This window comes from Paenibacillus apii (genome assembly GCF_011043685.1).
Taxonomy (GTDB): domain Bacteria; phylum Bacillota; class Bacilli; order Paenibacillales; family Paenibacillaceae; genus Paenibacillus_AQ; species Paenibacillus_AQ sabinae.
Genome location: NZ_JAAKGU010000010.1, coordinates 62,581 through 86,221 on the forward strand (window position 1 = coordinate 62,581; position 23,641 = coordinate 86,221).

General features: G+C 53.8%; 22 protein-coding genes. 11 read left to right on the forward strand and 11 right to left on the reverse strand.

Going from position 1 to position 23,641, the window contains the following annotated elements; translation table 11 throughout:
* The first annotated feature begins 331 nt into the window (after window positions 1–331).
* The 4 genes from G5B47_RS19155 (at window position 332) to G5B47_RS19170 (ending at window position 4,517) form a co-directional block, all read left to right on the forward strand.
* A complete protein-coding gene (locus G5B47_RS19155; protein WP_165101492.1) occupies window positions 332–1,153 on the forward strand; it encodes a YitT family protein in 822 nt (273 codons plus the stop codon).
* A gap of 176 nt (window positions 1,154–1,329) precedes the next feature.
* Window positions 1,330–1,518 carry a hypothetical protein gene (locus tag G5B47_RS19160; RefSeq protein ID WP_179035253.1) on the forward strand — a complete coding sequence of 63 codons (189 nt, stop codon included), beginning with the start codon at window positions 1,330–1,332 and terminating at the stop codon, window positions 1,516–1,518.
* A gap of 205 nt (window positions 1,519–1,723) precedes the next feature.
* Window positions 1,724–2,983, forward strand: coding sequence for a putative glycoside hydrolase (locus tag G5B47_RS19165; protein ID WP_165101495.1), 1,260 nt, complete (start codon window positions 1,724–1,726; stop codon window positions 2,981–2,983).
* Between the two features lie 160 nt (window positions 2,984–3,143).
* Window positions 3,144–4,517, forward strand: a complete 1,374-nt coding sequence (locus G5B47_RS19170) for an MATE family efflux transporter (RefSeq protein WP_165101498.1) — start codon at window positions 3,144–3,146, stop codon at window positions 4,515–4,517.
* Between the two features lie 151 nt (window positions 4,518–4,668).
* On the opposite strand, the gene G5B47_RS19175 is transcribed toward G5B47_RS19170, so the two are convergent.
* The 4 genes from G5B47_RS19175 to G5B47_RS19190 form a co-directional block, all read right to left on the reverse strand.
* Window positions 4,669–4,929: a metal-sensitive transcriptional regulator gene (locus G5B47_RS19175; protein ID WP_025334418.1), complete on the reverse strand. Its 261-nt coding sequence runs from the start codon at window positions 4,927–4,929 to the stop codon at window positions 4,669–4,671.
* Window positions 4,930–4,943: 14 nt separating this feature from the next.
* A complete protein-coding gene (locus G5B47_RS19180; protein ID WP_165101500.1) occupies window positions 4,944–7,433 on the reverse strand; it encodes a CoA-disulfide reductase in 2,490 nt (829 codons plus the stop codon).
* A gap of 136 nt (window positions 7,434–7,569) precedes the next feature.
* A complete protein-coding gene (gene pfkA, locus G5B47_RS19185) occupies window positions 7,570–8,541 on the reverse strand; it encodes a 6-phosphofructokinase (protein WP_025334416.1) in 972 nt (323 codons plus the stop codon).
* A 24-nt stretch (window positions 8,542–8,565) separates the two neighbouring features.
* The gene (locus tag G5B47_RS19190) at window positions 8,566–9,648 is read right to left on the reverse strand and encodes a tetraprenyl-beta-curcumene synthase family protein (protein WP_206107443.1); all 1,083 of its coding nucleotides are present in this window, start codon (window positions 9,646–9,648) and stop codon (window positions 8,566–8,568) included.
* A gap of 253 nt (window positions 9,649–9,901) precedes the next feature.
* Here G5B47_RS19190 and G5B47_RS19195 point away from each other — a divergent pair, with 253 nt between their 5' ends.
* Together G5B47_RS19195 and G5B47_RS19200 are read left to right on the forward strand one after the other, a co-directional pair.
* Window positions 9,902–11,212 (forward strand): MFS transporter, encoded by a 1,311-nt coding sequence (locus G5B47_RS19195; protein WP_235949876.1) that lies wholly within the window; start codon window positions 9,902–9,904, stop codon window positions 11,210–11,212.
* 58 nt (window positions 11,213–11,270) lie between these two features.
* Window positions 11,271–11,918, forward strand: a complete 648-nt coding sequence (locus tag G5B47_RS19200) for a nitroreductase family protein (protein ID WP_165101503.1) — start codon at window positions 11,271–11,273, stop codon at window positions 11,916–11,918.
* A 217-nt stretch (window positions 11,919–12,135) separates the two neighbouring features.
* Here the strand turns inward: G5B47_RS19200 and G5B47_RS19205 are convergent, their stop codons facing one another.
* Window positions 12,136–12,333, reverse strand: a complete 198-nt coding sequence (locus G5B47_RS19205; RefSeq protein ID WP_025334410.1) for a cold shock domain-containing protein — start codon at window positions 12,331–12,333, stop codon at window positions 12,136–12,138.
* Window positions 12,334–12,501: 168 nt separating this feature from the next.
* On the opposite strand from G5B47_RS19205, the gene G5B47_RS19210 reads away from it, so the two are divergent.
* From G5B47_RS19210 to G5B47_RS19230, 5 genes are all read left to right on the forward strand, one after another.
* Window positions 12,502–12,735, forward strand: coding sequence for a hypothetical protein (locus G5B47_RS19210; protein ID WP_025334409.1), 234 nt, complete (start codon window positions 12,502–12,504; stop codon window positions 12,733–12,735).
* Between the two features lie 2 nt (window positions 12,736–12,737).
* A complete protein-coding gene (locus G5B47_RS19215) occupies window positions 12,738–12,908 on the forward strand; it encodes a hypothetical protein (protein ID WP_038595739.1) in 171 nt (56 codons plus the stop codon).
* Between the two features lie 231 nt (window positions 12,909–13,139).
* Window positions 13,140–14,930: an oligoendopeptidase F gene (pepF, locus tag G5B47_RS19220; protein ID WP_165101506.1), complete on the forward strand. Its 1,791-nt coding sequence runs from the start codon at window positions 13,140–13,142 to the stop codon at window positions 14,928–14,930.
* Between the two features lie 130 nt (window positions 14,931–15,060).
* The gene (locus G5B47_RS19225; RefSeq protein ID WP_025334407.1) at window positions 15,061–15,393 is read left to right on the forward strand and encodes a LapA family protein; all 333 of its coding nucleotides are present in this window, start codon (window positions 15,061–15,063) and stop codon (window positions 15,391–15,393) included.
* Window positions 15,394–15,414: 21 nt separating this feature from the next.
* The gene (locus tag G5B47_RS19230) at window positions 15,415–16,461 is read left to right on the forward strand and encodes a M42 family metallopeptidase (RefSeq protein ID WP_165101770.1); all 1,047 of its coding nucleotides are present in this window, start codon (window positions 15,415–15,417) and stop codon (window positions 16,459–16,461) included.
* Between the two features lie 122 nt (window positions 16,462–16,583).
* Here the strand turns inward: G5B47_RS19230 and G5B47_RS19235 are convergent, their stop codons facing one another.
* From G5B47_RS19235 to G5B47_RS19260, 6 genes are all read right to left on the reverse strand, one after another.
* On the reverse strand, window positions 16,584–17,768 hold the full coding sequence (locus tag G5B47_RS19235) for a MalY/PatB family protein (RefSeq protein ID WP_165101509.1): 1,185 nt from the start codon (window positions 17,766–17,768) through the stop codon (window positions 16,584–16,586).
* Between the two features lie 52 nt (window positions 17,769–17,820).
* Complete coding sequence (locus tag G5B47_RS19240; RefSeq protein ID WP_165101512.1) at window positions 17,821–19,761, reverse strand: ABC-F family ATP-binding cassette domain-containing protein; 1,941 nt, start codon at window positions 19,759–19,761, stop codon at window positions 17,821–17,823.
* A 40-nt stretch (window positions 19,762–19,801) separates the two neighbouring features.
* Window positions 19,802–20,605 carry a DUF92 domain-containing protein gene (locus tag G5B47_RS19245; RefSeq protein ID WP_165101515.1) on the reverse strand — a complete coding sequence of 268 codons (804 nt, stop codon included), beginning with the start codon at window positions 20,603–20,605 and terminating at the stop codon, window positions 19,802–19,804.
* A gap of 33 nt (window positions 20,606–20,638) precedes the next feature.
* Complete coding sequence (locus tag G5B47_RS19250) at window positions 20,639–21,262, reverse strand: fumarylacetoacetate hydrolase family protein (RefSeq protein WP_165101518.1); 624 nt, start codon at window positions 21,260–21,262, stop codon at window positions 20,639–20,641.
* Window positions 21,263–21,301: 39 nt separating this feature from the next.
* A complete protein-coding gene (locus G5B47_RS19255) occupies window positions 21,302–22,033 on the reverse strand; it encodes a glycerophosphodiester phosphodiesterase (RefSeq protein ID WP_165101773.1) in 732 nt (243 codons plus the stop codon).
* 130 nt (window positions 22,034–22,163) lie between these two features.
* Window positions 22,164–23,576 (reverse strand): CapA family protein, encoded by a 1,413-nt coding sequence (locus G5B47_RS19260; protein WP_165101521.1) that lies wholly within the window; start codon window positions 23,574–23,576, stop codon window positions 22,164–22,166.
* Between the last annotated feature and the right edge of the window lie 65 nt (window positions 23,577–23,641).

Sequence of the window (23,641 nt, forward strand, 5' to 3'; positions counted from 1 at the left end):
TTCATGCTCCTTCTATACAGTGGACATTCCACATGCTTGTCTGTATTCTTAAGTAGCGGCAAACATTAATAGGGTGTCCAAACATGCCGAAAACTCTGCATGGTTTCGCGTTAAGGGGACGGCAAGCCGTCCTTTTCATCAGGTGCTCCAATTCGCCCGAACAACGGTAGCTTCACGTTCGAAACAATGCAAAAAGTTCATTGTAACGCTCTACTCAAGAATATCCTATACATTATATCACAAACTCCAAGAGGAATACCAGCGTATTCCTTTCATTCGTTCTTGCATCGTTTTCATCCCTGTTTACATCATACATCGGTAGGTGATTTACTTGATAAAATATAGCTTGAACCTTCTGGCCGTCGTGCTCGGCTCCGGGCTGATTGCCGCCGGCTTCAACCTGTTCCTCATTCCCCATCACCTGCTGAGCGGCGGCGTCTCCGGCCTCTCCATGCTGGCAAGCTACTTCACTCCTCTTGGTGTCAGTCCCCTGTACTTTCTGTTCAACGTTCCGCTGCTGATCGCCGGATGGTTCCAGCTGGGCAGGCGCTTTATCGTGTTCAGTATTGTATCAGTTGCCGCAGCGGCATGGCTCATTGAATGGATTCCCGTCAAACCGCTGGTATCGGACATGCTGCTCGCTTCCGTATTCGGCGGAGTAATTGTCGGAGTGGGCAGCGGAATCTCGTTCCGAGTTGGCGGTTCATCTGGCGGGTTCGACATCCTGGGGTCGATCATCAGCCGGCACAGGGATTTTCCGATCGGCAGCGTCCTCGTATCCCTGAACGCACTCGTCATTCTCGCGGCGGGCTATCTGGAGAACAACTGGAACATCGCCCTCGCCTCCATGGCCTCCATGTATGTATCCGGCCGGGTAGTCGATTTCATCCATGTAAGCCATATCAAGGTAACCGTGTTTATTGTGACGAATCGGACGGACGAGATGCTTCAGCGTCTGTTAGGTCTTCAAAGGGGCATTACCAAAATCAAGACCGAAGGAGCTTATTCCCACACGGAAAAGGATATGCTAATGACAGTGACGACCCGGTACGAACTGGCCGAGCTGAAACGTATCATTAAAGAAAGCGATCCGCAGGCGTTTGTTAATATTTTGGAAACGGTCGGCGTACTAGGTTCTTTCCGCAAAAGGTGATTGTTAAAGGATGCACTTGCTTTAAAATTGTGATATATTAATGATGCGCAGATGCCAATATAATGCTCATGAAGTTTCTGCTTTGCCCTCTTTTCCAGGCACTTGTCGTTTTTCTGGGTGAAACCTGAATGCAAGTTCAGCAACATTCGAAAAAGGAAAGGGTGATTACTGTGGAAATGGAAACGGTAAAATTGTCAGCAATCGTCATGAAGTGGTATCCCGATATGATGCCGTTTCTCAAGCAGGACGAACTCGATTCCATGATCGTTCTGCGGGACGGGCTGAGCATTTTGGACTCTGCTGATGCGATGGACATCATTCAGTACAGCATTTGTGAGCATCAGGATTCTGCGTATCTTCAATAAGAATTACAAGGTTTTAGATTGCCGCTTGGACCGGCGTTTTGCCGGTTCAGGCGGCATTTACTTTTTATGATACCGTTAGACTCCCCCAGTCTTTGTTTATTTAAAAAGGAAGGAATAAACTTCCGCTTTTGTTACAAAGCTGTTCTTTTTCACATTGAACGTTCTTATATAATTTAAGCTAACGTACATAAAAGGGGAGAAAACAATGAACATCACTTGGGCTGTATTGATGATGGCCCTGGGAAGCGTTGGCGTTCAAAATGTCCGGACAGATGCCGACGTAGCCGCTGTGCTTCAATCCGCCGCTAATCCAGCCGTCGTCTCGAATCAGACCGGCGCTTCGGCGGCTCCGGCTTCATCCACCGATACTGCAACCGCAACCGTCTCGCCGGCACCGGCTCCTTCCGCTTCGCCCGGTCCGGCTGAACCCGCCGATGCCGCGCCCCCGCTGGCCGATCCGCAGCCGGATGCTCCCAAAGTCAAGGGAGTATATGTCACGGCGTACAGCGCAGGAGGCTCCCGGATGGATACGCTGCTGAATCTGATCGATCAGACGGAGCTGAACGCCATGGTCATCGATATCAAAGATGACGCCGGCTATATTACCTACAAGACGGATAATCCGGAGCTTAAGCAATTGGGCAATCCGCAGCCGTTCATCCGCGATGTCGGCAAGCTGATGGAGCGGCTGAAGAAGCATAATGTCTATCCTATCGCCCGCATCGTAGTCTTCAAGGATTCCGTGCTCGCCAAGAAGCATCCGGAATTGTCATTTGTGAAGAGTGACGGCTCCGTCTGGCATAACAAAGGCGGAGACAGCTTCGTCAATCCTTACAATGAGGATGTATGGAAGTACAATGTCGAAATTGCCAAAGAAGCCGTCAAGCTCGGTTTCAAAGAAATCCAGTTCGACTACGTCCGCTTCCCCGAAGGCTTTGAAAAGCGCGCGGATTCACTGAAATATACGAAGGCCCCAGGTAAAACCCGGGTTCAAATCGTTTCGGACTTCGTTAATTATGCGAAGCAGGAGCTGAATTCACTGGGCGTTCGCGTTTCGGTCGATATTTTCGGTTATGCCGCATCGGTTCCGGCTGCCGAAGGCATCGGGCAGGATTTTGTCAAGATCTCCAAAAACGTCGATGTCATCAGTCCGATGATCTACCCGAGCCATTATACCGCCGGCTGGTTTGGCGTGAATGACCCCGATAAAAATCCTTATGCGACAATAAAAGGCTCGATGGCGGACACCCACAAAAAGCTGAACCCGCTTGGAAGCTATAAACCGGTGATCCGTCCCTGGATTCAGGACTTTACGGCCAGTTGGCTCGGCAGCGGTCACTACATTAAATACGGCAAGCAGCAGGTGGAAGACCAGATCCGCGCTCTGAAAGAGCAGAATATCGAAGAATTTCTGTTATGGAATGCGAGCAACCGATATACTGCAGGCGTCGACTACAGCAAATAAGCACATACCGAACTAATCCGGTTTTATTCTATCCCGTCTAAATAGAGCTAACCCGAGACCCGGCTCCGATGCCGGGTTCTTTGCTGGATAACGCGCCGGAAGCGTGCACGCTTGCCTGCTCCCCTATTTTGCAAACTATCAGATAAAGAGGCACATTTACATGAAACCAACCACATCATTAGGCCAGAAAACCATTCAGTTCCTTCATATTCTCTTTCCTATACTTGTCACGCAAATTGCCCTCTCGGCAATCGCCTTCTTCGATATGAACATGTCCGGCCGATTCGGCACGGCAGACCTTGCCGGGGTCGCGATCGGAACCAGCCTGTGGATTCCTGTGCAAACCGGACTGAACGGTATATTAATCGGTCTCACTCCCATTGTCTCACAGCTGCTGGGCAAAAAACGCGAAGGCGAGGTCGCCTACAAAGTCATGCAGGGCATTTGGCTCTCATTAATCGTATCGGCTCTTGTGCTGGTACTAGGAGCGCTGTTGCTTGGTCCGGTTCTTCATTTTATGAACCTTGAACCCGCTGTGCGCAGCATCGCCTTTCGCTTCCTGACCGCCATCTCCTTCGGCGTCATTCCGCTGTTCGGATATACGGTGCTTCGAAGCTGCATTGATGCGACCGGACAGACCCGGGTATCCATGTTTATCACGCTGATCGCCCTGCCCGTCAATGTAGGACTAAACTACCTGCTGATCTATGGCAACCTCGGGTTTCCCCGCCTGGGCGGTGTCGGCGCCGGGGTGGCTTCGGCGATCACGTACTGGGTCATTTTTGGCGCTGGGCTCCTGTTCATCTTCCGGGCGGAGCCTTTCCGAAGCTTGCGGATTCTCCGCAAATTCCATGCGTTCTCTCCGGCGGCCATCAAGGAGCAGCTTGCGATCGGAGTCCCAATCGGCTTCTCCATCTTTTTTGAGACGGCCGTCTTCTCGACGGTTACGCTGCTCATGAGCCGATTCGACACGGTGACCATTGCCGCCCATCAGGCGGCGATTAATTTTGCTTCAACGCTATATATGATTCCGCTAAGCATTTGCATGAGTCTAACCATTCTGGTCGGCTTCGAGACCGGGGCGGGCCGATTGAAGGATGCCAGGCAGTACAGTGTTCTCGGCATAGGTTCCGCCGCCGCCCTCTCGTTGGCTACCGCGCTGGTCCTTCTCTTTGCAGGAAAGCATGTGGCGGGCATATACTCTACCGATCCGGACGTGATCCGGCTGATCCAGCATTTCTTGATCTATGCGATTTTTTTCCAGATATCCGACGCTATCGCGACACCTACCCAAGGCGTGCTGCGCGGTTACAAGGATGTAAATCCTGCGTTCATCATTTGCTTTGTCGCATATTGGGTGATCGGGCTACCCGTTGGCTTTGTCCTCGCCGAGTATACGGATCTGGGCGCGTTCGGATACTGGATCGGATTGATTACCGGTCTCGCCATCGGCGCGGTTCTGCTGCTGTCCAGGCTGGTCAAGGTTCAGCGCCGGTATACGGCAGAATACACCATTTCCAAATCGGAAGGATAATTCCTTCCCCAAGACTAATATGCGTATGGCGATGCGTTCTGAGAGCCGCAAAAATGAAACCGCCTCTTCCGCAGAGACATCTGCGAAAGAGGCGGCATTTTATATCCAGCCCAAGCATAAAAGTGTATGGCGTCAGCGGTAACGGAAGTTATCAGCGGCTTTTGACCAGAAGCTCAACCGCTTCCTTAATTACTTTGTCCGGCGAATGGCCCTTGTTCAGTTCCTCCTGGATGCAGTGCTCCAGGTTTGATCCGATTACCGAGCCGATGGTACGGTCGACCGCTGTACGGATTGCCGTCAGCTGGGTTACAATATCGCGGCAGTCCTTCCCTTCCTCCAACATAGCGAGTACTCCCCGCACCTGTCCTTCGATCCGTTTCAGCCTGTTTTTTATCGCGTTATCGTATTCCATTAGCAGCTCCTTTCTTAGATAAACAGATTCATTCCCGCATCATCGGCAGAACCGATATAGCTTGCTACACCTGCGAATTCAATGCCATCGATCAGTTCCTCCTTGCGAATGCCCATAATATCCATACTCATCGTGCAGGCGATCATTCGAACACCCGACTTGGCTGCATTCGAGATCAGCAGCTCCAGCGAATCGACGTTCTTCCGGCGCATCACGCCTCGTATCATCTTCGGACCCAAACCGCCCATGTTCATTTTGGACAGCGGCAGATCTTTGGTACTCTTGGGGAGCAGAAGGCCGAACATTTTCTCCATTGCAGTCTTCTTCATCTTCGGGTGTTCCGGCTTGCGCAGGAGACCCAGGCCCCAGAACGTGAAGAACATTGTAACCTTCTTCCCCATGGCAGCGGCGCCTGAGGCAATAATGAATGATGCTATGGCTTTATCCAGGTCGCCGCTGAACACGACCATTGTCGCTCCGTCGGAACGGCTGGGCTGACGGGATACAGACGCGCCTGATATCTTGTTTCCCTTTCTTATCAGCGCTTTTACTGTTCCTCCAACCGAATCCACCGATTCAAGCGTATGGCCCATCTTCTGACACCACTGTCCAATATCCGCCGCGAAACCGAAATCGGTTGCCCTGATTTCCAGCAGTTCTCCCTCGTTCAGCGCTTGTACCGCTTCATATACTTTGAGTATAGGGCCGGGGCATTGAAGTCCGCAAGCATCCACCATCGTAATCCGCGAAATGGGAAGCTCAGAATCCTGCCCGCTCCTGTCAGCCGAGTCAGCCATCAACCGTTCATTATCATTTATGTTTGTATTCCCCAATTGTGAAATTCCGTCGGGCATACGGTTATCGGCCATGGAAGCATAAGTCTTGTAACCCCCATCCACATTACGAACCCGGTATCCATGCTGAGAAAGTATCCTGGCGGCGATGTATCCGCGCAATCCGACCTGGCAGCTGACCGCGATCTCCCCGTTTGAAGGAAGTTTATCCAGACGGCCGCGCAATTCCGGCAGTGGAATGTTTATGGAGCCCGGAATGCTTCCGGCTGTTAATTCAATTTCATCGCGGACATCAACCACAAGCCCTCCCCTGCGAACAAAATCGTCAACTTCATACCACTGCATTGTTTCGACCAGACCGTCCGTGATATTGGAAGCGATATAGCCCGCCATGTTTACCGGATCTTTTGCCGAAGAGTACGGAGGGGCATAAGCCAGTTCAATATCCGCAAGCTCCTGGACCTTCATACCTGCCCGGATAGCCGTCGCTATTACGTCAATTCGTTTATCGACGCCTTCTGCTCCAACCGCCTGCGCGCCGAAAATATCACCTGTCTTCGGATCAAACAGAAGTTTTAATGAAATTGGAGAAGCGCCCGGGTAATACCCTGCGTGAGATTGGGGATGAATATGAACTGCCTGATAAGGGACGCCGAGCCGTTTCAGTGTCTTTTCGCTGCTGCCTGTGGCAGCTGCCGTCAGGTCAAAGATCTTGATGATAGCCGTTCCCAGCGCCCCCTTATAAGATATCTGCTGCCCGTTGATATGGTCGGCGGCCAGTCTTCCCTGGCGATTCGCTCCCCAAGCGAGTGAAACAAGCGTCGGAAATCCATGGACCCAGTCTTTGACCTCAATGGCATCTCCGACGGCATAGATGGAAGGATCGCTGGTCTGAAGCTGTTCATTGACTGAGATTGCGCCCCGGACGCCGAGCTCAAGTCCGCTGCTGCGGGCAAGCTCGTTCTCCGGCGTTACACCAATGGCGAGAATAATCATGTCGGTCTCCAGCAACCGCCCCGAGTCGAGACGCACTTGTCCGCCCTGCCGTTCAACTCCCTTAATCCCGGTATTCAGCAGGACCTCAACCCCTTTGAGCTTCATATGCTGTTCCACCGGCTTCGCCATCTCCTGATCGAACGGAGCTAGCACCTGCTCCCCGCGGTCGATTACCGTTACGCCGAGTCCTTGATCCCGCAAATTCTCCGCCATTTCAAGGCCGATAAACCCGGCTCCGATCACGATAGCGCGCTTCGGACAACGTTCGCTGACATAGGTCTTGATCAGGTCCGTATCCCGAATATTCCGAAGCGTGAACAGGTTATCGGCTGAGCCGATTCCCGGAAGCTCCGGCACGATCGGCTTGGCTCCGGGAGACAGAATAAGAATATCGTAAGGCTGACTTCCCGTTTCGCCTGTCTTCGTATTCCGGTAAACGACCGTCTTCAAGGTTCTGTCTATTTCCGTCACCTCGGTAAGCGGCCGAACGTCAATATTGAACCTATCCTCAATCCCTTTTTCAGTTTGCACAAAAAGCTTATCGCGGGACTCGATTATCCCCCCGATATAATAGGGCAGCCCGCAGTTCGCAAAGGATACATGCTCTCCCCGTTCGAACATGATGATTCGATCCTGTTCATTCCATCTGCGGAGCCGTGCAGCGGCAGATGCCCCACCCGCTACTCCTCCAACGATTACAATATTTCTGGCCATTTATGTGCCCTCCCATATAAAATAAAAATACCCTATGGGGTATATATTATACGGGTGGGGGTATGTTGTCAACGCAGGAAATAGTTATATGCGCAACAAAAAGCCCTGCGCTTAGCGCAGGGCTTGTCCGTATCTATTACTGGGAGAGACGCGAAGCCAGGTTGTACAGCTCCAGGTCGAAATCCTTCTTCGTATTGACAACCTTGTCGATATCCGTAAGGACAAGCTCGCCATTGATGATGCCGCAAGCTTTACCCGATTCGCCTTCGATCAGCTTGCGCACAGCGAAGTCGCCAAGCCGGCTTGCCAGATTACGGTCGGCCGGTGTAGGGCTTCCTCCGCGCTGAATATGTCCGAGCACCGTTACGCGTGCATCGATCGAAGCGTGGCGATCCTTGAGCGCCTGGGCGATGTCTTCGCCTTTGCCGACGCCTTCGGCCACGATAACGATACTGTGACGCTTGCCTTTGGCAAAGTTCTCCCGCATGCGGTCGGCAACCTCGTCAAGTTCGAACGGCATTTCCGGAATGAGAATCGTCTCCGCTCCGGAAGCCAGTCCCGAGTGCAGGGCAATATCGCCGCAGTGACGTCCCATGACTTCAACAACAGAAGAGCGTTCATGGGAAGACATCGTGTCGCGAAGCTTATTGATGGCGTCAACGACGATGCTGACGGCCGTATCGAAGCCGATGGTATAGTCGGTGAAAGAGATATCATTGTCGATTGTACCCGGCAGCCCCATTGTCTTGATGCCGAGCTTGCTCAGCTTGTTGGCACCGTTGTAGGAACCGTCGCCGCCGATTACGACAAGGCCGTCGATACCGTATTCACGCAAAATATCGGCGCCCTTCTGCTGGCCTTCCGGCTTCAAAAACTCCAGGCATCGCGCGGATTGCAGGATCGTGCCGCCCCGCTGGATAATGTCGCCTACACTTCGGATATCCATCGGGAAAATATCCCGGTTCAGAAGCCCCTGGTAGCCGCGTTGAATTCCGTACACCTCAACTCCGAAAAAAAGAGCGCTGCGCACAACTGCGCGGACAGCGGCGTTCATGCCTTGCGAGTCTCCGCCGCTTGTCAAAACTGCGATTTTCTTTACTTCTGCCATACGAATGGTTTCCTCCTTAGAATGCTAATACAAATGCTTGCGTATCCACCGGCTGTTGACAAAGAAAAACAGTCTGGTAAGAGGACTTCTCTTCATCAGCCTTCTGGAGACAGAGCGAACCTCCCGCTGTTCGCTGACTTTCGGATCGGATAAATACAATGCCAGCAGCCCCTCGATGACCATGCGGTGCAAGGGAGTCTCAGGTATGTTCCGAACATCATTTCGTGCCCACTCCACGATTGAAGCAATCCGATTCAGCATGGTATCCGTATTGTCGTAGTAATTGCAGAAATTGAGATCGCCGCCGGCGCGGTCTTCATCCTGATCGATCAGATAATCCAGCATAATATGCAGGCAGCATAAATGCGGGAAATATCCGGCTCGAATCAATGAAGCGTCCGGCTTGCTAAGCCTGGAGTCGCAGGAAGCCAAGAACAGCATGAAAATCCCCAGCGTCGAACCCGTTGCCGCCGCAAATTCATTCCAATGTAACCGCGGCGCCCTGCTTCGATTCTCCTCCCACCATTCCTTAAGCGCAGCTTCCCTCAAATCGGGACGGATATGCTTATAGACCTGAAGATCACTGTACAATCTTGCCAGTTCGGAAATCTCCGAAGCTGCGGACGCGTATCCAGGAAGCTTTGAGATCATTTCCTGGCAAGTGCGCACTAGCCGGTACAGATATCCGCCGTCATCTTGTTCGCTGCGGAGCGCGTAATAATTAACCGGTTCAGCTCCCGGTGTAATCGCATCCAGCATTGATTGGTGCAGCAGCCTGAAGTCTTCGGCATTCATGGAAGTGCTGCGGTCGCACAGATTGTCCAAATAATCGCTTATCGTCTGATAGGCGACAATCAGCGGGATAAGAATATGCCTCATCGGCAAATTGCCCGCTGCATATACGCCTCCGCCTTCGCAATGAAACTGCTTCGTTTCGATGCTTGCGAGCGCTTGCTTCCGAAGCTCGGGATCGGGAATCCCTTCCGCATCCTTACGCCAGACATTAAGGCAGTTCCGTACCTCAGGGAGCACGTACTTGTAGACCCTGCTCATTAATCCAATCGGGCCGCGTGGACTCAGGGAACGGCCTTGCTCAAATTCACTCAATGACGGTGCCTCCACATTGTTGTCTCCTTATCCAAATCATACTCATTATAATATGATCCAAACGTTTGTACAAACAAGAAAATCACTTGCAAATTTTCATAAATTTTCACGAGTATCTCAAATAAGTACACAAATAATCATTACTATATGATATACTAACCGTATTTCATCTTTAGAGGAGTGCTTTCATGAATTTAACCGTCAGCTTATGCTTGCAACCGTCCCTTTGGCAAATTTCGAGAGGGGTGCAGCTATGAAGCGAAGAGACGGAAGCTTCACTGGCCAAAACTGGCTGCGTTCGTTCATGTTCACCATTTACGGAACCAGCGTACTCGCCATATCCTATTTCCCGCTCTTTTACAGCCATTTGGGTTTCAGCAGCGCTCAGGTCGGCTATTTATATTCTCTTGGCCCGCTGATTTCAATTCTCTCCAACCTGTTCTGGAGCATGATCAGCGACCGGCTTGGCACCATTCGTAAAATTATGGTCATTCTTCTAGGCGGCCAGCTCGGGGCGGCGGTGCTTTTGTCCCAGGCAACCGAATTTTCTTCGGTTATGGTTATTCTCTCCTTCTTTTACTTCTTCTATTACCCTGTTTTTCCGCTGTCGGATACCATGGCAATCAAAATCGCGGAAAGACTTGGCCGGAACTTTATCTCGATACGCCTGTTCGGATCGATAGGATATGCTTTTTTTGCTTTGACGATCGGATATCTGCTTAGAGCGCTTGGCACATCATGGAGTGTATATCTCTGCATCATTATCATTTTGATATCTCTGTTTACAGCATGGATGCTTCAGGATACGAAACCGGAGAAACGCAGCAGCACAATAAATAACTCCGAAATGGAAGTCACGCCGCAGACAGGGAGCAAATCGGAAGGCATAAGACAGATTCTTTTTAAAAAGGAAGTTCTCTGGTTCTTCGGCTGCGTTTTCGTGCTTGCCCTGGGGCACCGGATGAACGAGGCTTTCCTGACGGTGAGTATGAAGCAGCTTGGAGCCGGGGCCGAACTGATCGGCTGGGCATTGCTGGTCTCCGCCCTAAGCGAAATTCCGGTACTGTTCCTGCTCGGAAAATATGGCGACCGATTCAAGGAGCTGCCTCTGCTCGCTTTGGCCAGCCTGATGTACGCCATCCGGTTTCTGCTCATGGCCTCCGTTCATCATCCGGGCGGTATGATCGCCATTCAGCTCATGCACAGCATCACGTTCGGGGTCTTTTATGTAACGGCCGTCCGCTATATTACGCGCATTATTCCAGATCATCTGCGTGCGACGGGAATGGCGATTTTTACCATCATCTGGTCCAGCGTATCGGGACTGCTCAGCGGAACGTTCGGGGGGATGATATTTCAGGAAGCGGGACTTGCGCCGTTCTACCGGGTCGCGATGCTGCTCTCTATTGTTGCCTGTGCCGGGTTCTTCGCAAAATACTGGCTCGAGTCGGATGGCGAATTCTCGCTTACTCCATGGAAACGGCTCAGCCGGGCGAAACGCCCGAAAGTGCCTGCTGCCCAAACCTCTGCCGAAGCTTCTCACCTGGAAGAAGTTACGCTATAATAGACTAAGCAGCAGGTGTTAGTACCTGGTAACAATATTGGAAGGGGCATTTATGCAAATGACTTTTGACGATTTCAAGCAGCTGGCCCAGTCCCGCCGCAGTATCCGGGATTTCAGCGATGAGGACGTGCTACCGGAAGACGTTAGGGATATTATCGATTGCGCCCGCTTTGCTCCCAGCGACACCAATTCGCAGACCTGGGAATTTATCGCCGTGATGAACCGCGACAAGATTAAAGCAATTGAAGCCTTCACCTGGAAACGGCTGAATGAAATCGCGGCTGCGGCGGAGACCCGGGGACTTGCTCGGGAAGCAAAGCTGATGGTGAAGTCGTTCGGCCCCTACGCGACCGCATTCGGGAACGCCCCGGCAATGATTATTTGCCTGGCCACCCCCTACACGTCCAAATTCCGGGAACGTATCTTTGACCCGGTTCAGTTCGGGAGTCCGGAAATCTGGGCCGAGGAAGGAATCAAGAGCAGCTGCCTGTCGGTTCAAAATCTGATGCTCGCCGCTCACGCCAAAGGGCTGGCCACTTGCCCGATGACCGGTCCCGTGCTGCTGGCGGAACAGGATCTCAGGGAATACCTGAACATTCCCCATGACCAGCAGATTAACATGGCTGTTGCGCTTGGACATCCCGCCGCTCAGCCCAAAACGATTGCGCGCAAAGAGATCGATGAGATCCTGACCTTTGTCGAGTAAATTCCAGTATCCGCGAAACACAAAAGAGCCCCGCCGTCTCCTTAAAGAGTGCTGCGGGGCTTTGGTTTTTTTACCATAATATATCTGGAAAAACAGTAAAAAACACAGTCCCCTCTCGGGAACTGTGCCTTGAGTTATACATGGTTGGATAACGCCTTGTTAAAAGCTTACCATATCAAGTATATTCAGAGCGAAGGGTTATCCCTTCCGCCTTGTCTTACAGTTTAATTACGTTAGCTGCTTGAGGGCCGCGGTTGCCTTCAGTGATTTCGAATTCAACGGATTGACCTTCTTCCAATGTCTTGAAGCCATCTCCTTGGATTGCGGAGAAATGAACGAATACGTCTTCGCCGCCATCAACTTGGATAAAACCGTAACCTTTTTCTGCGTTAAACCATTTTACTGTACCTTTCAAGTGAACAACCTCCTAAAAATACCGCCATATATGGCGAATATCTACATTATACTTTAATCTTCCGGTCAAAGCAATGCATCTTTATGATTCGCCACGAATGATTTGCTTTTCCCTTCTCCGGTGCGTTATCATTTACCAAAAGCCAATTATCGCCAGGGTGGGACTACTATGATCAAAAAACACGAAATTTATAAAACAGACAAATGGAATATGATGACAGTGGAGGTTCAGGGCCGCTACATCATTCTACGGGAAATTTCGGACCAATGGGGTGAAGAAACGCATACATTCCTCAGCCGTCCCGCCATGATGCAATGGGTAAATAACCGGTTCAACAAGGATTCCTTTAAAGATAACCCGGAAGAGTACAGCCGCATCATTGAAGCGTTCAAGCAGGTATAGACGTGAACAACGAAAGTCTTGCGATTTATGTTGTCGCTGTCCTGTGCCTGGGAGCCGTGCTGATTATGAGCAAGGATCGCCTCGCCCCCAAATTGAGAAGGAGCATGGCGCTTATCACGGTTATTATGATTGCGCTGGCGTTTGTGTTCGTCATCGTCGATTTGCTGACGTGATGCTCCGGAGAGTCCGCTAAGAGACAAACAGCGCAGGAATAGATTCATAATTGCGGGGTTCCGGGGAATAATAGGCGGACCTTTAGTCTAGAGGAGGCCGCCGCCATGCCATTCGCCGCCCGATCCCTGTTATTGCTGCTTGTGTTCGGCCTGCTGCAGGGGAGCTTCTCCTCCGCAGCGGCCGGGCGGCAGCCCGCGCAATCATCATCCCATCTTTTAAGGAGGATTCCCATGGAACAATTATTGAAGAGAAACGAAGTGCCCGAAGAGCACCGCTGGAAGCTTGAAGATATGTTCGCTTCGCAGCAGGAGTGGGACAAGACTTATGATCAAGCGAAGCAGCTGATTGAGGAAGCCTCCAAATTCCAAGGCAAACTCAGCACCGCTGCCGCGCTCAAGGAATGCTTTGAACTGGACGACGAATTATCGCTCAAGACCGAGCGTCTGTATGTATACGCCCATATGCGCCAGGATGAAGACACCGCCAATCCGGTCTATCAGGCGCTGTCCCAGAAAGCGAAGAAGCTCAGTGTGGACGCCGGGGAAGCCCTCTCCTATGTGACGCCGGAAATTCTGGCGCTGCCGGTGGAGAAGCTCGACGAGTTTATCGCCGATCCGGCGCTGGCGGATTATACCTTTACGCTGACCGAAATGAAGCGCCAAAAGGCCCATGTGCTGTCCAAAGCGGAAGAAGCGCTGCTGGCGCAGGTCGGCACGCTGTCCCAGGCGCCGCAAAATATTTTTGGCATGCTGAACAACGCCGACCTCAAATTCCCGAAAATCAAGGACGAGTCCGGCAAGGAAGTCGAACTGACCCACGGCAGCTACATAAAGTTCCTTGAGAGCCCGAACCGGGAAGTCCGCAAGAGCGCCTTTACGGCGGTATATAGCACGTATGCCAAGCAGAAGAACACGATCGCCGCAACGCTCGGCGCGAATGTGAACAAGAATGTCTTTTACTCGCGGGTGCGCAAATATCCTTCCGTGCTGGAGATGTCTCTGTTCGGCGACAACATTTCCGAAGAAGTCTATACGAACCTCATCGACACGATCCATGAGAGCCTGCCGCTGATGCACCGTTATATGAAGCTGCGCCAGAAGCTGCTTGGCGTGGATGAGCTCCATATGTACGATCTGTTCGCGCCGCTGGTGGACGAATACAAGCTGGACATTCCTTTTGAAGAAGCCAAGAAAATTACAAAAGAAGGCCTGAAACCGCTGGGCGAGAATTACTTGAAGGCGCTCCAGGATGGATACGACAACGGCTGGATCGACGTCTACGAGAATGAGAACAAGCGCACCGGAGCATACAGCTGGGGAGCCTACGGCACGCATCCGTACGTGCTGCTGAACCACAACGACAACCTGAACAGCATGTTCACGCTGGCGCATGAAATGGGCCACGCCCTCCACTCGTACTATTCGGATAACGCGCTCAAGTACCGTGACGCCCAATATACGATCTTCCTTGCAGAGGTGGCTTCCACAACGAACGAAGCGCTGCTCATGCATTATTTGCTGGAAAAGTCGACCGACAAGAAGGAAAAGATGTATCTGCTCACCTACTACGCGGATCAATTCCGCACAACGGTGTTCCGTCAGACGATGTTCGCCGAGTTCGAAAAAATCGTTCACGAACGCGCCGAGAAGGGCGAATCGCTCACTCCGCAGGATCTGTCGGCGATCTACTACGATCTGAACCTCAAATATTACGGCAAGGACATGGTCGTGGATAAGGACATTGAGATGGAATGGGCGCGGATTCCGCATTTCTATAACAGCTTCTATGTCTATAAGTACGCGACGGGCTTCTCGGCGGCCACCAGCTTCTCCAAGCAGATTCTGGAGGAAGGCAAGCCGGCGGTCGACCGTTATCTCGGCTTCCTGAAGAGCGGCGGCAGCGACTATTCGATCAATATTCTGAAAAAAGCGGGTGTCGACATGTCTTCGCCGCAGCCGATCCGCGAAGCGATGAGCGTCTTCGAGAATGTGATCGAGCAAATGGAAGAGTTGACGAAGTAAAGCGGCATCCCTGCGGCTTACAAGTTGCAAGTCCATGTCGTCCCTTGCCCCTTTTTGGGGTAAGGGATTTTATAATGTAAAGCGGCCCTAAACCTAAAGGATTCGCAAATGCTTGAGGAGGTATTTACTAATGAGAATGCAATGGTCAATAATTTTCGGACTGATTTTTGCGCTGCTGATTGCCCTGTTTGCAGTCATCAACGTCGATCCGGTGCAGGTGAACTTCGGTTTCAGCATCGTATCTCTCCCCCTGATCCTGGTCATACTCAGCTGTGCGCTGATCGGAGGGCTAATCGTGGGCTTATACGGCATTTTCCGCCAGTACAAACAGCAAAGAAAGATCAAATCCCTGACAGCTGAGCTCACGCAAGCGCAGGAGAAAATTGCCACACTTGAGGCGGCAAGCACGGTGAGTGCGGTACCCGAATCCGTTTATCCCGAAGGAACAAGCACGTTTAATTAGACAGGAGGGCTTCCTTTGTCCATTTTTACGATTCAGCCCAATGAAGATTATATCCTGGGTATTCTTAAAAAGCTGCTGGAAACGCCAAGCCCAAGCGGCTTCACCCATGCCGTTATGAAGCTGGTTGCCGAGGAGGCTGCCGCGCTGGACGTGAACCTGTCCTGGAACGAAAAAGGCGGTCTGATCCTGAGTGTGGACGGCCTCGACCCTTCCCGCACCGTTGGACTGAGCGCCCATGTCGATACGCTCGGAGCGATGGTACGCTCCATCCGCCCGGACGGCACCCTGCGGCTGACCTCCGTCGGCGGCTTCACGATGTACAGCATCGAGAATGAATACTGCGTCATTCACACGCGGAGCGGCAGGACCTATACCGGAACGATTCTGTCGACGCGTCCATCTGCCCATGCCTACCCCGCCGATGCCCGTGATATCAAACGTGTGGAGGAAAATATGGAGGTCCGCATCGACGAAGTCGTCTCAAGCAAGGACGATGTGCTGAAGCTGGGCATCGCGCCCGGGGATTTCATCTCCTTTGACGCCCGTCCCGTGTTCACGCCAAGCGGGTATATCAAGTCCCGCCATCTGGATGATAAAGCGAGCGTCGCCGCCCTGCTCGGGCTGTTGGAAAGCATTAAGCGCGAAGGCTGGAAGCCGCTATATAATCTGTCTCTGCTGATTTCCAATTATGAAGAGGTCGGGCACGGCGCTTCCTGGATTCCCAGCGAAATCAGCGAATTGATCGCCGTCGATATGGGCGTACTGGGCGACGATTTGAGCTGCAAGGAGACTGATGTCTCCATCTGCGCCAAGGATTCCACCGGCCCGTACGACTACACGATGACTGGAAGGCTCATCGAGCTGGCACAGGGCCTCGGCATCCCCTATGCGGTCGATGTATATCCGCATTACGGCTCGGACGCCTCCGCTGCGCTTCATGGCGGCGCGAATATCCGGGCCGCGCTGATCGGCCCCGGCGTTCACGCTTCCCATTCCATGGAGCGCACGCACAAACAGGCCGTATTCAACACGGCCAAGCTGCTTGCGGCTTATGTGGGAGCGAACTGAATTAAAGCGAAATGAAAGCAAGCCGGCGTCCGGGGTTTCCCGGTGCCGGCTTGCTGCGTTTGATCCACCCGGACTTCATTCATCCGACAAGGCTTGTTCTTTTTTGTTAAGCGGTTCTTAATTTATTGGGCTGGATAAGCCGCAGCCGCAGCGCAGAAACGCTCCAGCGCCTTTTGCAGAATCGATCTCGGGCAGGCCATATTGATCCGCAGGTAACCTTCCCCTTCACTTCCGAACACCGATCCTTCGTTGAAGGCAACGCCAGCCTCCTGATACATCAGCTTTTTCAATCCCGCTCCGTTTAGGCCCAGTGCGCGGCAGTCGATCCACAGCAGATAGGTCGCCTCGGGCTTCATAGGCTTGACTTGCGGCAGATGCTCGGCAAGATAAGAAATGGTGTAGCCGATGTTGCCGTCAATATATGTGATCAGCTCGTCGAGCCATTCGGCCCCTTCGTTATAAGCCGCTTCAACCGCATCCTGGGCGAAAAAGCTGGCCATGTGCAGACTGAGCGCTTTGATCCGCGTCTCGAATTTCCGCTTGATTTCCGGGTTCGACGCTACGATAAAGGAGGAATGAATGCCTGGCAAATTAAAGGTTTTGGTTGGAGCCAGCGCCATCAGTGTAATGTCTGACAGCTCCTTGGACAGCGAAGCGAACGGAATATGCTTATACCCGGGCAGCGCCAGATCGCAGTGAATTTCGTCGGAAACGACGATGACGCCATACTGCAGGCAGAGCTCGCCGAGCCGAAGCAGCTCCTCGCGCTCCCACACCCGTCCTCCAGGATTATGCGGGCTGCACAGCAGCAGCAGCTTCGCGCCGCCCTTCATCAGCCCTTCCAGCTGCTCGTAGTCCATCTCATAGCGTCCGTTCCGCAGGATCAGCGGATTGTCGGCTACTTTGCGGTCGTTCATTTTGATGACATCATAGAAAGGATAATAGACCGGCGACTGCAAAATCACCTCGGCCCCCGGCTCGCTGAACAGCTCGACCGCAAGGCTGAGTGTAGTTACAATGCCTGGAGACTGGGCGATCCATTCCTTCGATATTTCCCAGTCGTGGCGGCGCCGGAACCATCCGGTGATGGACTCTATGTACGAGCCGCTGGGGACGCAGTATCCGTAGATGCCGTGCTCGGCGCGGCGAACCAGCGTTTCTTTGACGGCCGGAGGACTCTCGAAGTCCATATCCGCCACCCACAGCGGTAAAATATCCTTGTTTCCGAACAGTTTCTCTGCCTGGTCCCATTTGTAGGAATGGGTATTTCTCCGGTCCAGGACACGGTCAAAATCATACTTTGTCAATGTACTCACCCCGTCTTTAAATTATCTTATCTTCAATCCGCCGACAGACCTGTTACGATTTGTTCGCGATTTTCTCCGCCAGTTCGTTCAGGTACGTCCAGCGCTCCATTAGCCGCTCCAGTTCGGCCTCGGCCCCGCGCTGCTCCTCCAGCAATTCCTGAAGCTTCGCGGAATCGGCGTAAGCCGCTTCCATCTGCGCCGCAATGGTGCTTAACCGCTGCTCAGCCCGCTCGACAAGACCGTCGATCTCCTCATACTCCCGTTGTTCCTTGAACGAAAATTTCAGCTTTTCCCGGGCCGGCGCCTGAGTGCTGTTCCCTTGAGAAGATTGGCCTCCTTCGCTCCGCTTGACCGCCGTATTCTCTTTACCGTCGGCCACGGAACTCCGAACCGGCGCATTCTTCGCCAGCCACTCCTCATATTCGCTGTAATCGCCGACATGAACACGGATATTGCCGTCCTCGAACGCGATGATCTTGTCCACCGTCCGGTCCAGGAAGTACCGGTCATGGGAAACGGTCAGCACGACTCCCGGAAATTCGTCCAGGTAATCTTCGAGGATGGCGAGCGTGCCGATATCCAGATCGTTCGTCGGCTCGTCCAGCAGCAGTACGTTGGGAGCACTCATCAGGACGCGTAGAAGATACAATCTTCTCTTCTCTCCGCCGGACAGCTTCGAGATCGGGGTCCACTGCATCGCCGGCGGAAAGAGGAACCGCTCCAGCATTTGGGCTGCCGTAACGGTGGAGCCGTCGGCCGTCCGTACGACCTCCGCCTCCTCCTTGATATACTCAATTACCCGCAGCGAATCGTCCATGTCCTGATGCTCCTGGGTGAAGTACCCGAGCTTCACAGTCGGACCCAGCACCACCTCGCCGCTGCCTGGCTGAAGCTTGCCGGCGATCAGGTTCAGCAGCGTCGATTTGCCGCTGCCGTTCGGGCCGACGATTCCGACGCGGTCCTGAGGGACAGCGATATAGCTCAATTTATTGATGAGCGTCCGTCCGTTCCGGGACATCGTTAAATCCTCAATTTCGAGGATTTTGCGCCCCAGTCTTGTCGAGGCGGCGGAAATCTCCAGCTTGCTGCCGGAGGATACGGCCTGCTCATCCTTCAGCTTCTCGAACCGGTCGATTCTCGCCTTCTGCTTCGTAGACCGCGCCTTGGCGCCGCGTCTAATCCAGGCCAGCTCATTACGCAGCAGGTTCTGCCGTTTCTGCTCGGAAGCGGCTTCCCGCTCTTCGCGTTCGGCCTTCAGCTCGAGGAAGCGGGAATAGTTCGCTTCGTAGCGGAACAGTCTTCCCTGATCAAGCTCCAGCATTACGCCTGCTACCCGCTCCAGAAAATAGCGGTCATGCGTAATCATCAGCAGCGCGCCGCGCCGCTTCTGCAAATACTGCTCCAGCCAAGCAACCGAGGAGGTGTCAATATGGTTGGTGGGCTCGTCCAGGATGAGCAGCTCCGAGGGAGTAATCAGGGCCGCCGCCAGCGCGACCCGCTTGCGCTGTCCGCCCGAGAGCGTCTCCATGCGCGCGTCGAACTGCTGGATGCCCAGCTTGGAGAGCACGCTTTTGGCTTCGCTCTCCAGATGCCAGACTCCCGCTGCGTCGATTTCCTGGCCAAGACGGATCAGCTCTTGCTCAAGCTCCGCATTTCCCGGCTGGGCTTCAAGCCTTGCCGCCGTCTCCATATACCGACGCATGACAGCCAGCTCCGGATTGTTCCCGGCGAATACCTGCTGGAGCACGGTGTAATTCGGTTCATAGGGCGGGTTCTGCGCCAGATACTGCACGCGGACATCATTGCCGATGGCAATTTGCCCCTCGTCTGGACTTTCAAGCCCGGCGATAATCCGCAGAAGCGTCGACTTGCCCGTCCCGTTCACGCCGATGACACCGATTTTGTCGCGGTCTTCCATTCCGAAGGACGCGTCCTGGAACAGCACTTTTTCTCCGTAGCTTTTGACAAGGTGCTCTACGGTCATAATATTCATAGTTGTTGTTCGCCTTCCCTTTATATTTCGAACTTAAAAGTCAAATCAGAACGCCGACCAAGAGCGCCACGGCCCCTCCGGCGATTGAACTGACCGCGTTGACGGCATCGTTGCCCATCCACCGCCAGCCTCTGTGATGCACCGCCGGGCGGCCGCAGTGGACCCCGCTTTCCACCTCGCGCCCGCATACGTCGCAGCGGTTCATCTGCTGAACCGTTGCGCCGAGCAGCGAATCGGCAAAAGCGCCAGCGAGCCCTCCAACGAGTCCTGCTGCTGCCAGAGCCGTGAACGACGGCCCTTGCATTCCCGCCAGCTGCTGGAGGAGCCACGAAGCCGCCCCAATCATGGCGGCGCCTGCCGCAGCCGCAAGTGTCCCGGGGAGCGAAACGCCGCCGGAGGCGCCGGTCGGAAGCTTCCTGCCGGTCAATACCGAGCGAGGAGGCTTGCCGCTCAGGGTACCGATTTCGGTCGCCCACGTATCCGCGGTCACCGCCGCCATTACTCCGACGAAGAGCAGCTCCCACTCGGACCGGGGATATACAGCGCTAAGCAGAACAAGCAGCATGCCAAGACCGCCATTGGCGAATACCTGGCCTGCATCCCGCCTGCCCGTCTTCGCATACGACCGTTCCAGCTCTTCCTTGTGCTCGGCCTTCAGTTTCGACAGCAGGCTGGAGGAGATGAAGAACAGCAGCAGGATCCCGAACCAAAAGGCGTTGCCCGCACCGAAATATATGGCGCCCATAACCACGGCGGCAAGCATGCCGGAGAGGCTAAGCGATCCCTTGCGATAAGCCGCTCCGGCAACGAACAAGGCGCCCAAGACGCCGATTACCCACTGCATGGCATCAGCTCCAGTACTATGTTCCAAATTCCGTTATCCGATCAGGCAGCTGCCCATCAGCCGGTCGCCCCAATACAGCTCGAACGAATCGCCCGGAAGGGTAGGACCGACGCCTGCAGGCGTGCCGGTGAAGATCACATCGTCTTTGCCCAGCCCGTAGCGGGTGCCGATGAAATCCACAATGGTCTGCAGCGAAAAAATCATATTTTTTACATTGCCCCGCTGCACTTCTTCCCCGTTCTTGCGGACCGTGAAATCAGTATTCTCCAGCTCTTCCCTCGAAGGGAAAGCGATGAAAGGGGCCAGAGGCGCGGCATTCCGGAAGCCCTTGGCGGGCGTCCAGGGAAGTCCTCTTTTTTGCAAATCGTTATGAATGTCCCGGAGCGTGAAATCCAGGCCCAAAGCCATTTCATCCACGAGCTCTTCCACGCTTATGCCCGGAACATAGTCGCGCGCGATGCGCAGCACGAGCTCCCCTTCATAATGCACCTGTCCAGAACCCTGAGGCAGCTGAATGGTTTCTTTGTCGAGAGGAACAGCGGCATGAGACGGCTTCAAAAAAATAAGCGGCTCCGCCGGAACCTGGTTGCCAAGCTCCTCCGCATGAAGTTTGTAGTTTCGTCCCACACAGTATAAGGTCTTTACAGCAGCGCACATTGACATTCAGCTCTCTTTCCACTCGATTTGTATATTTATTCATACTCCCAAAAACGTATCGCCCCATATATCCGGGCGGTTCGTACATATCATTATATCAGAATGCATGTCCGCAAGGCGACGCATCTCTTTCGCTTTGTTCACCGTCCAGGCCATGAGCCCCACTCCGCGGGCCGACATAAACCGGGCAAGCCCGGGAGTCAGACGGGTGAATGCAATAGACAAAAAAGAACATCCCAGCTCCCGCACACGCCCCGCCGGATCGCCCCATCTGGAGTCGAAGATCAGTCCCCGGCGGACAGCCGGATCAGCCTCCTGGCACCCTTGCAGCGTGCCGGTATCAAAAGAGGTCAGCACCACGTCTTTGCTCATCCCTTTGGAGGCCAGCAGCTGCGTTACGGTCTTTTCAATGCCGGGGTACAGGTTGCCCGCATTTTTCAGCTCGATATTCAGCCGCATCCGTTCTTTGGACAGCTCCAGCACTTCCTCCAGCGACGGAACCCTTTCTCCCCGAAAAGAGCGGCTCTTCCATCCCCCGGCGTCCAGCCGACGCATTTGGCTCCAATCCATATCCTTCACTTTGCCGTGACCGTTGGTAGTGCGGTCCAGACTGTAATCATGGATCACGACGGGCACCCCGTCTCTCGTCAGCTGAACGTCGATTTCCATCCAGGTCACATACGGAAGCTCCATCGCCATTCGGAATGCGGCCAGCGTATTCTCCGGAGCCTTCCCGGAAAATCCCCGATGGGCGACGCACAAGTTGTTCATCAAAGAGCAGCCCTCCCGAAAAATAGCCCCCGCAAAGAACAGGCCTGCTTCGAAGCCTGCCCTAAATTAGCGGGGACCCCCGATAAAGAATAAGTTCCTTTTTCTATGGTATTGAAAAATCCAACAATTATTAACGACCGGTCTCTGTCACCCGGCCCTCTTCGTCAATTTTAACCTTGCCGCCGGACAACGATTCGACCCGCTTCAGCAGTTTCTGCCCGTCAGCGGCGTTCATCGGCACCGGCTGGCCCAGTTCGGCGTCTAGAGGCGTAAGCTTGATCCCGCATTGTCCATTGGCGCTGCATTCGGCCTGAAATACGGCTGTCTCCCAGGTTGTCTTCAAAGCGGATCTTGTAAAAATAAAGTTGCCTGTGCTGTAAGCGATCCATTTTCCTTTGTACGGCTCAAGACCCTGCAGGACATGGGGATGACCTCCGATGACAAGATCCGCCCCGGCGTCGATAAAGCTCCGGCCCAGCGACTGCTGAACCTCATTCGGTTCATCCATCCGTTCCTTTCCCCAGTGTACGACAACGGCGACGATATCCGCTTTCTTCCGGGCATCGGCAATCGCCTTTAGCGCCGGGGCGCTGTCGTAAACGGAGGCTACGCCGGGCTTGCCATCTCCGGCAGCCCATCCGGCTTCGGGTATGACCCGCGTAAAGCCGAGCAGGGCGATGGTGATTCCTTTGCGCGTAAAATATTGCGCCGAGTAGGCCTGGCCGGCGTCCACACCCGCTCCGACGAACGAAATGCCTCTGGACTCCAGATTATCCAGTGTATCCCGGAGTCCCTGCTCGCCCATGTCCAGCGTATGGTTGTTCGCCAGATTTACGGCGTCCACACCCGCCGCCTTCAGCGCGTCCAGAGTCTCCGGAGCCGACTTGAACACATAGGTCTTGTCGGCCTCCGCGCCCCGGACGGTGACGGGTGTTTCCAGATTGACGACCGACAGATCGTCCTTCTGGAACAGGCCGTTTAGGCGGGCATACGGGTAATCGTAGCCCTTCTGCTTCAGCAGCTCGCCGACTTTGCCGGCAAAGATGACGTCTCCGGCAAAATTCAGCGTTACCGTGCGGCCGCTTCCGTCCTGGCCGCCGGGCAGCCCTGCTGCCTTGCCGTCTTCGGCAGCAGGGCTGCCGTGAGGCGCCGGAGTTGAAGCATCGGCACCCGCAGAGGGCGTGCTGCCCGCGCCGGTTTCGGCCGGCAGCGTCGTCCCGCCCGGAGACGGGTCCGCCGCCGGCGTGGCGGACGGCAGCGGCTCCCCTGACGGAGCTGAAGGCGCTCCGCTAGCGGTTCCGGGCTCCCCGGAGGGACCGGTTCCCGCTTCAGCTGATGCTTCCGGGGATGCCTCCGGCGAAGCGGAAGCCGCCCCCGTGCCGGAAGGAGGAAGGTTTCCGCCTTTCTCTCCGGTGTAGAAGAAATAAAATTGCATAACCGAAATCAGCACCAGCAGACTGAGGTTGATCCACGTCCAGATCCGGTTTCTTTTCTGCTTTCTGGTCGTTTTGCTCCTTTTTCTGCTGGATCTAGGGGAATACATGTCGGACTCGAACTCCTTTTTTTGCTAAACTCGCTCTATTATATCATATCTATTTATCTTGCTCG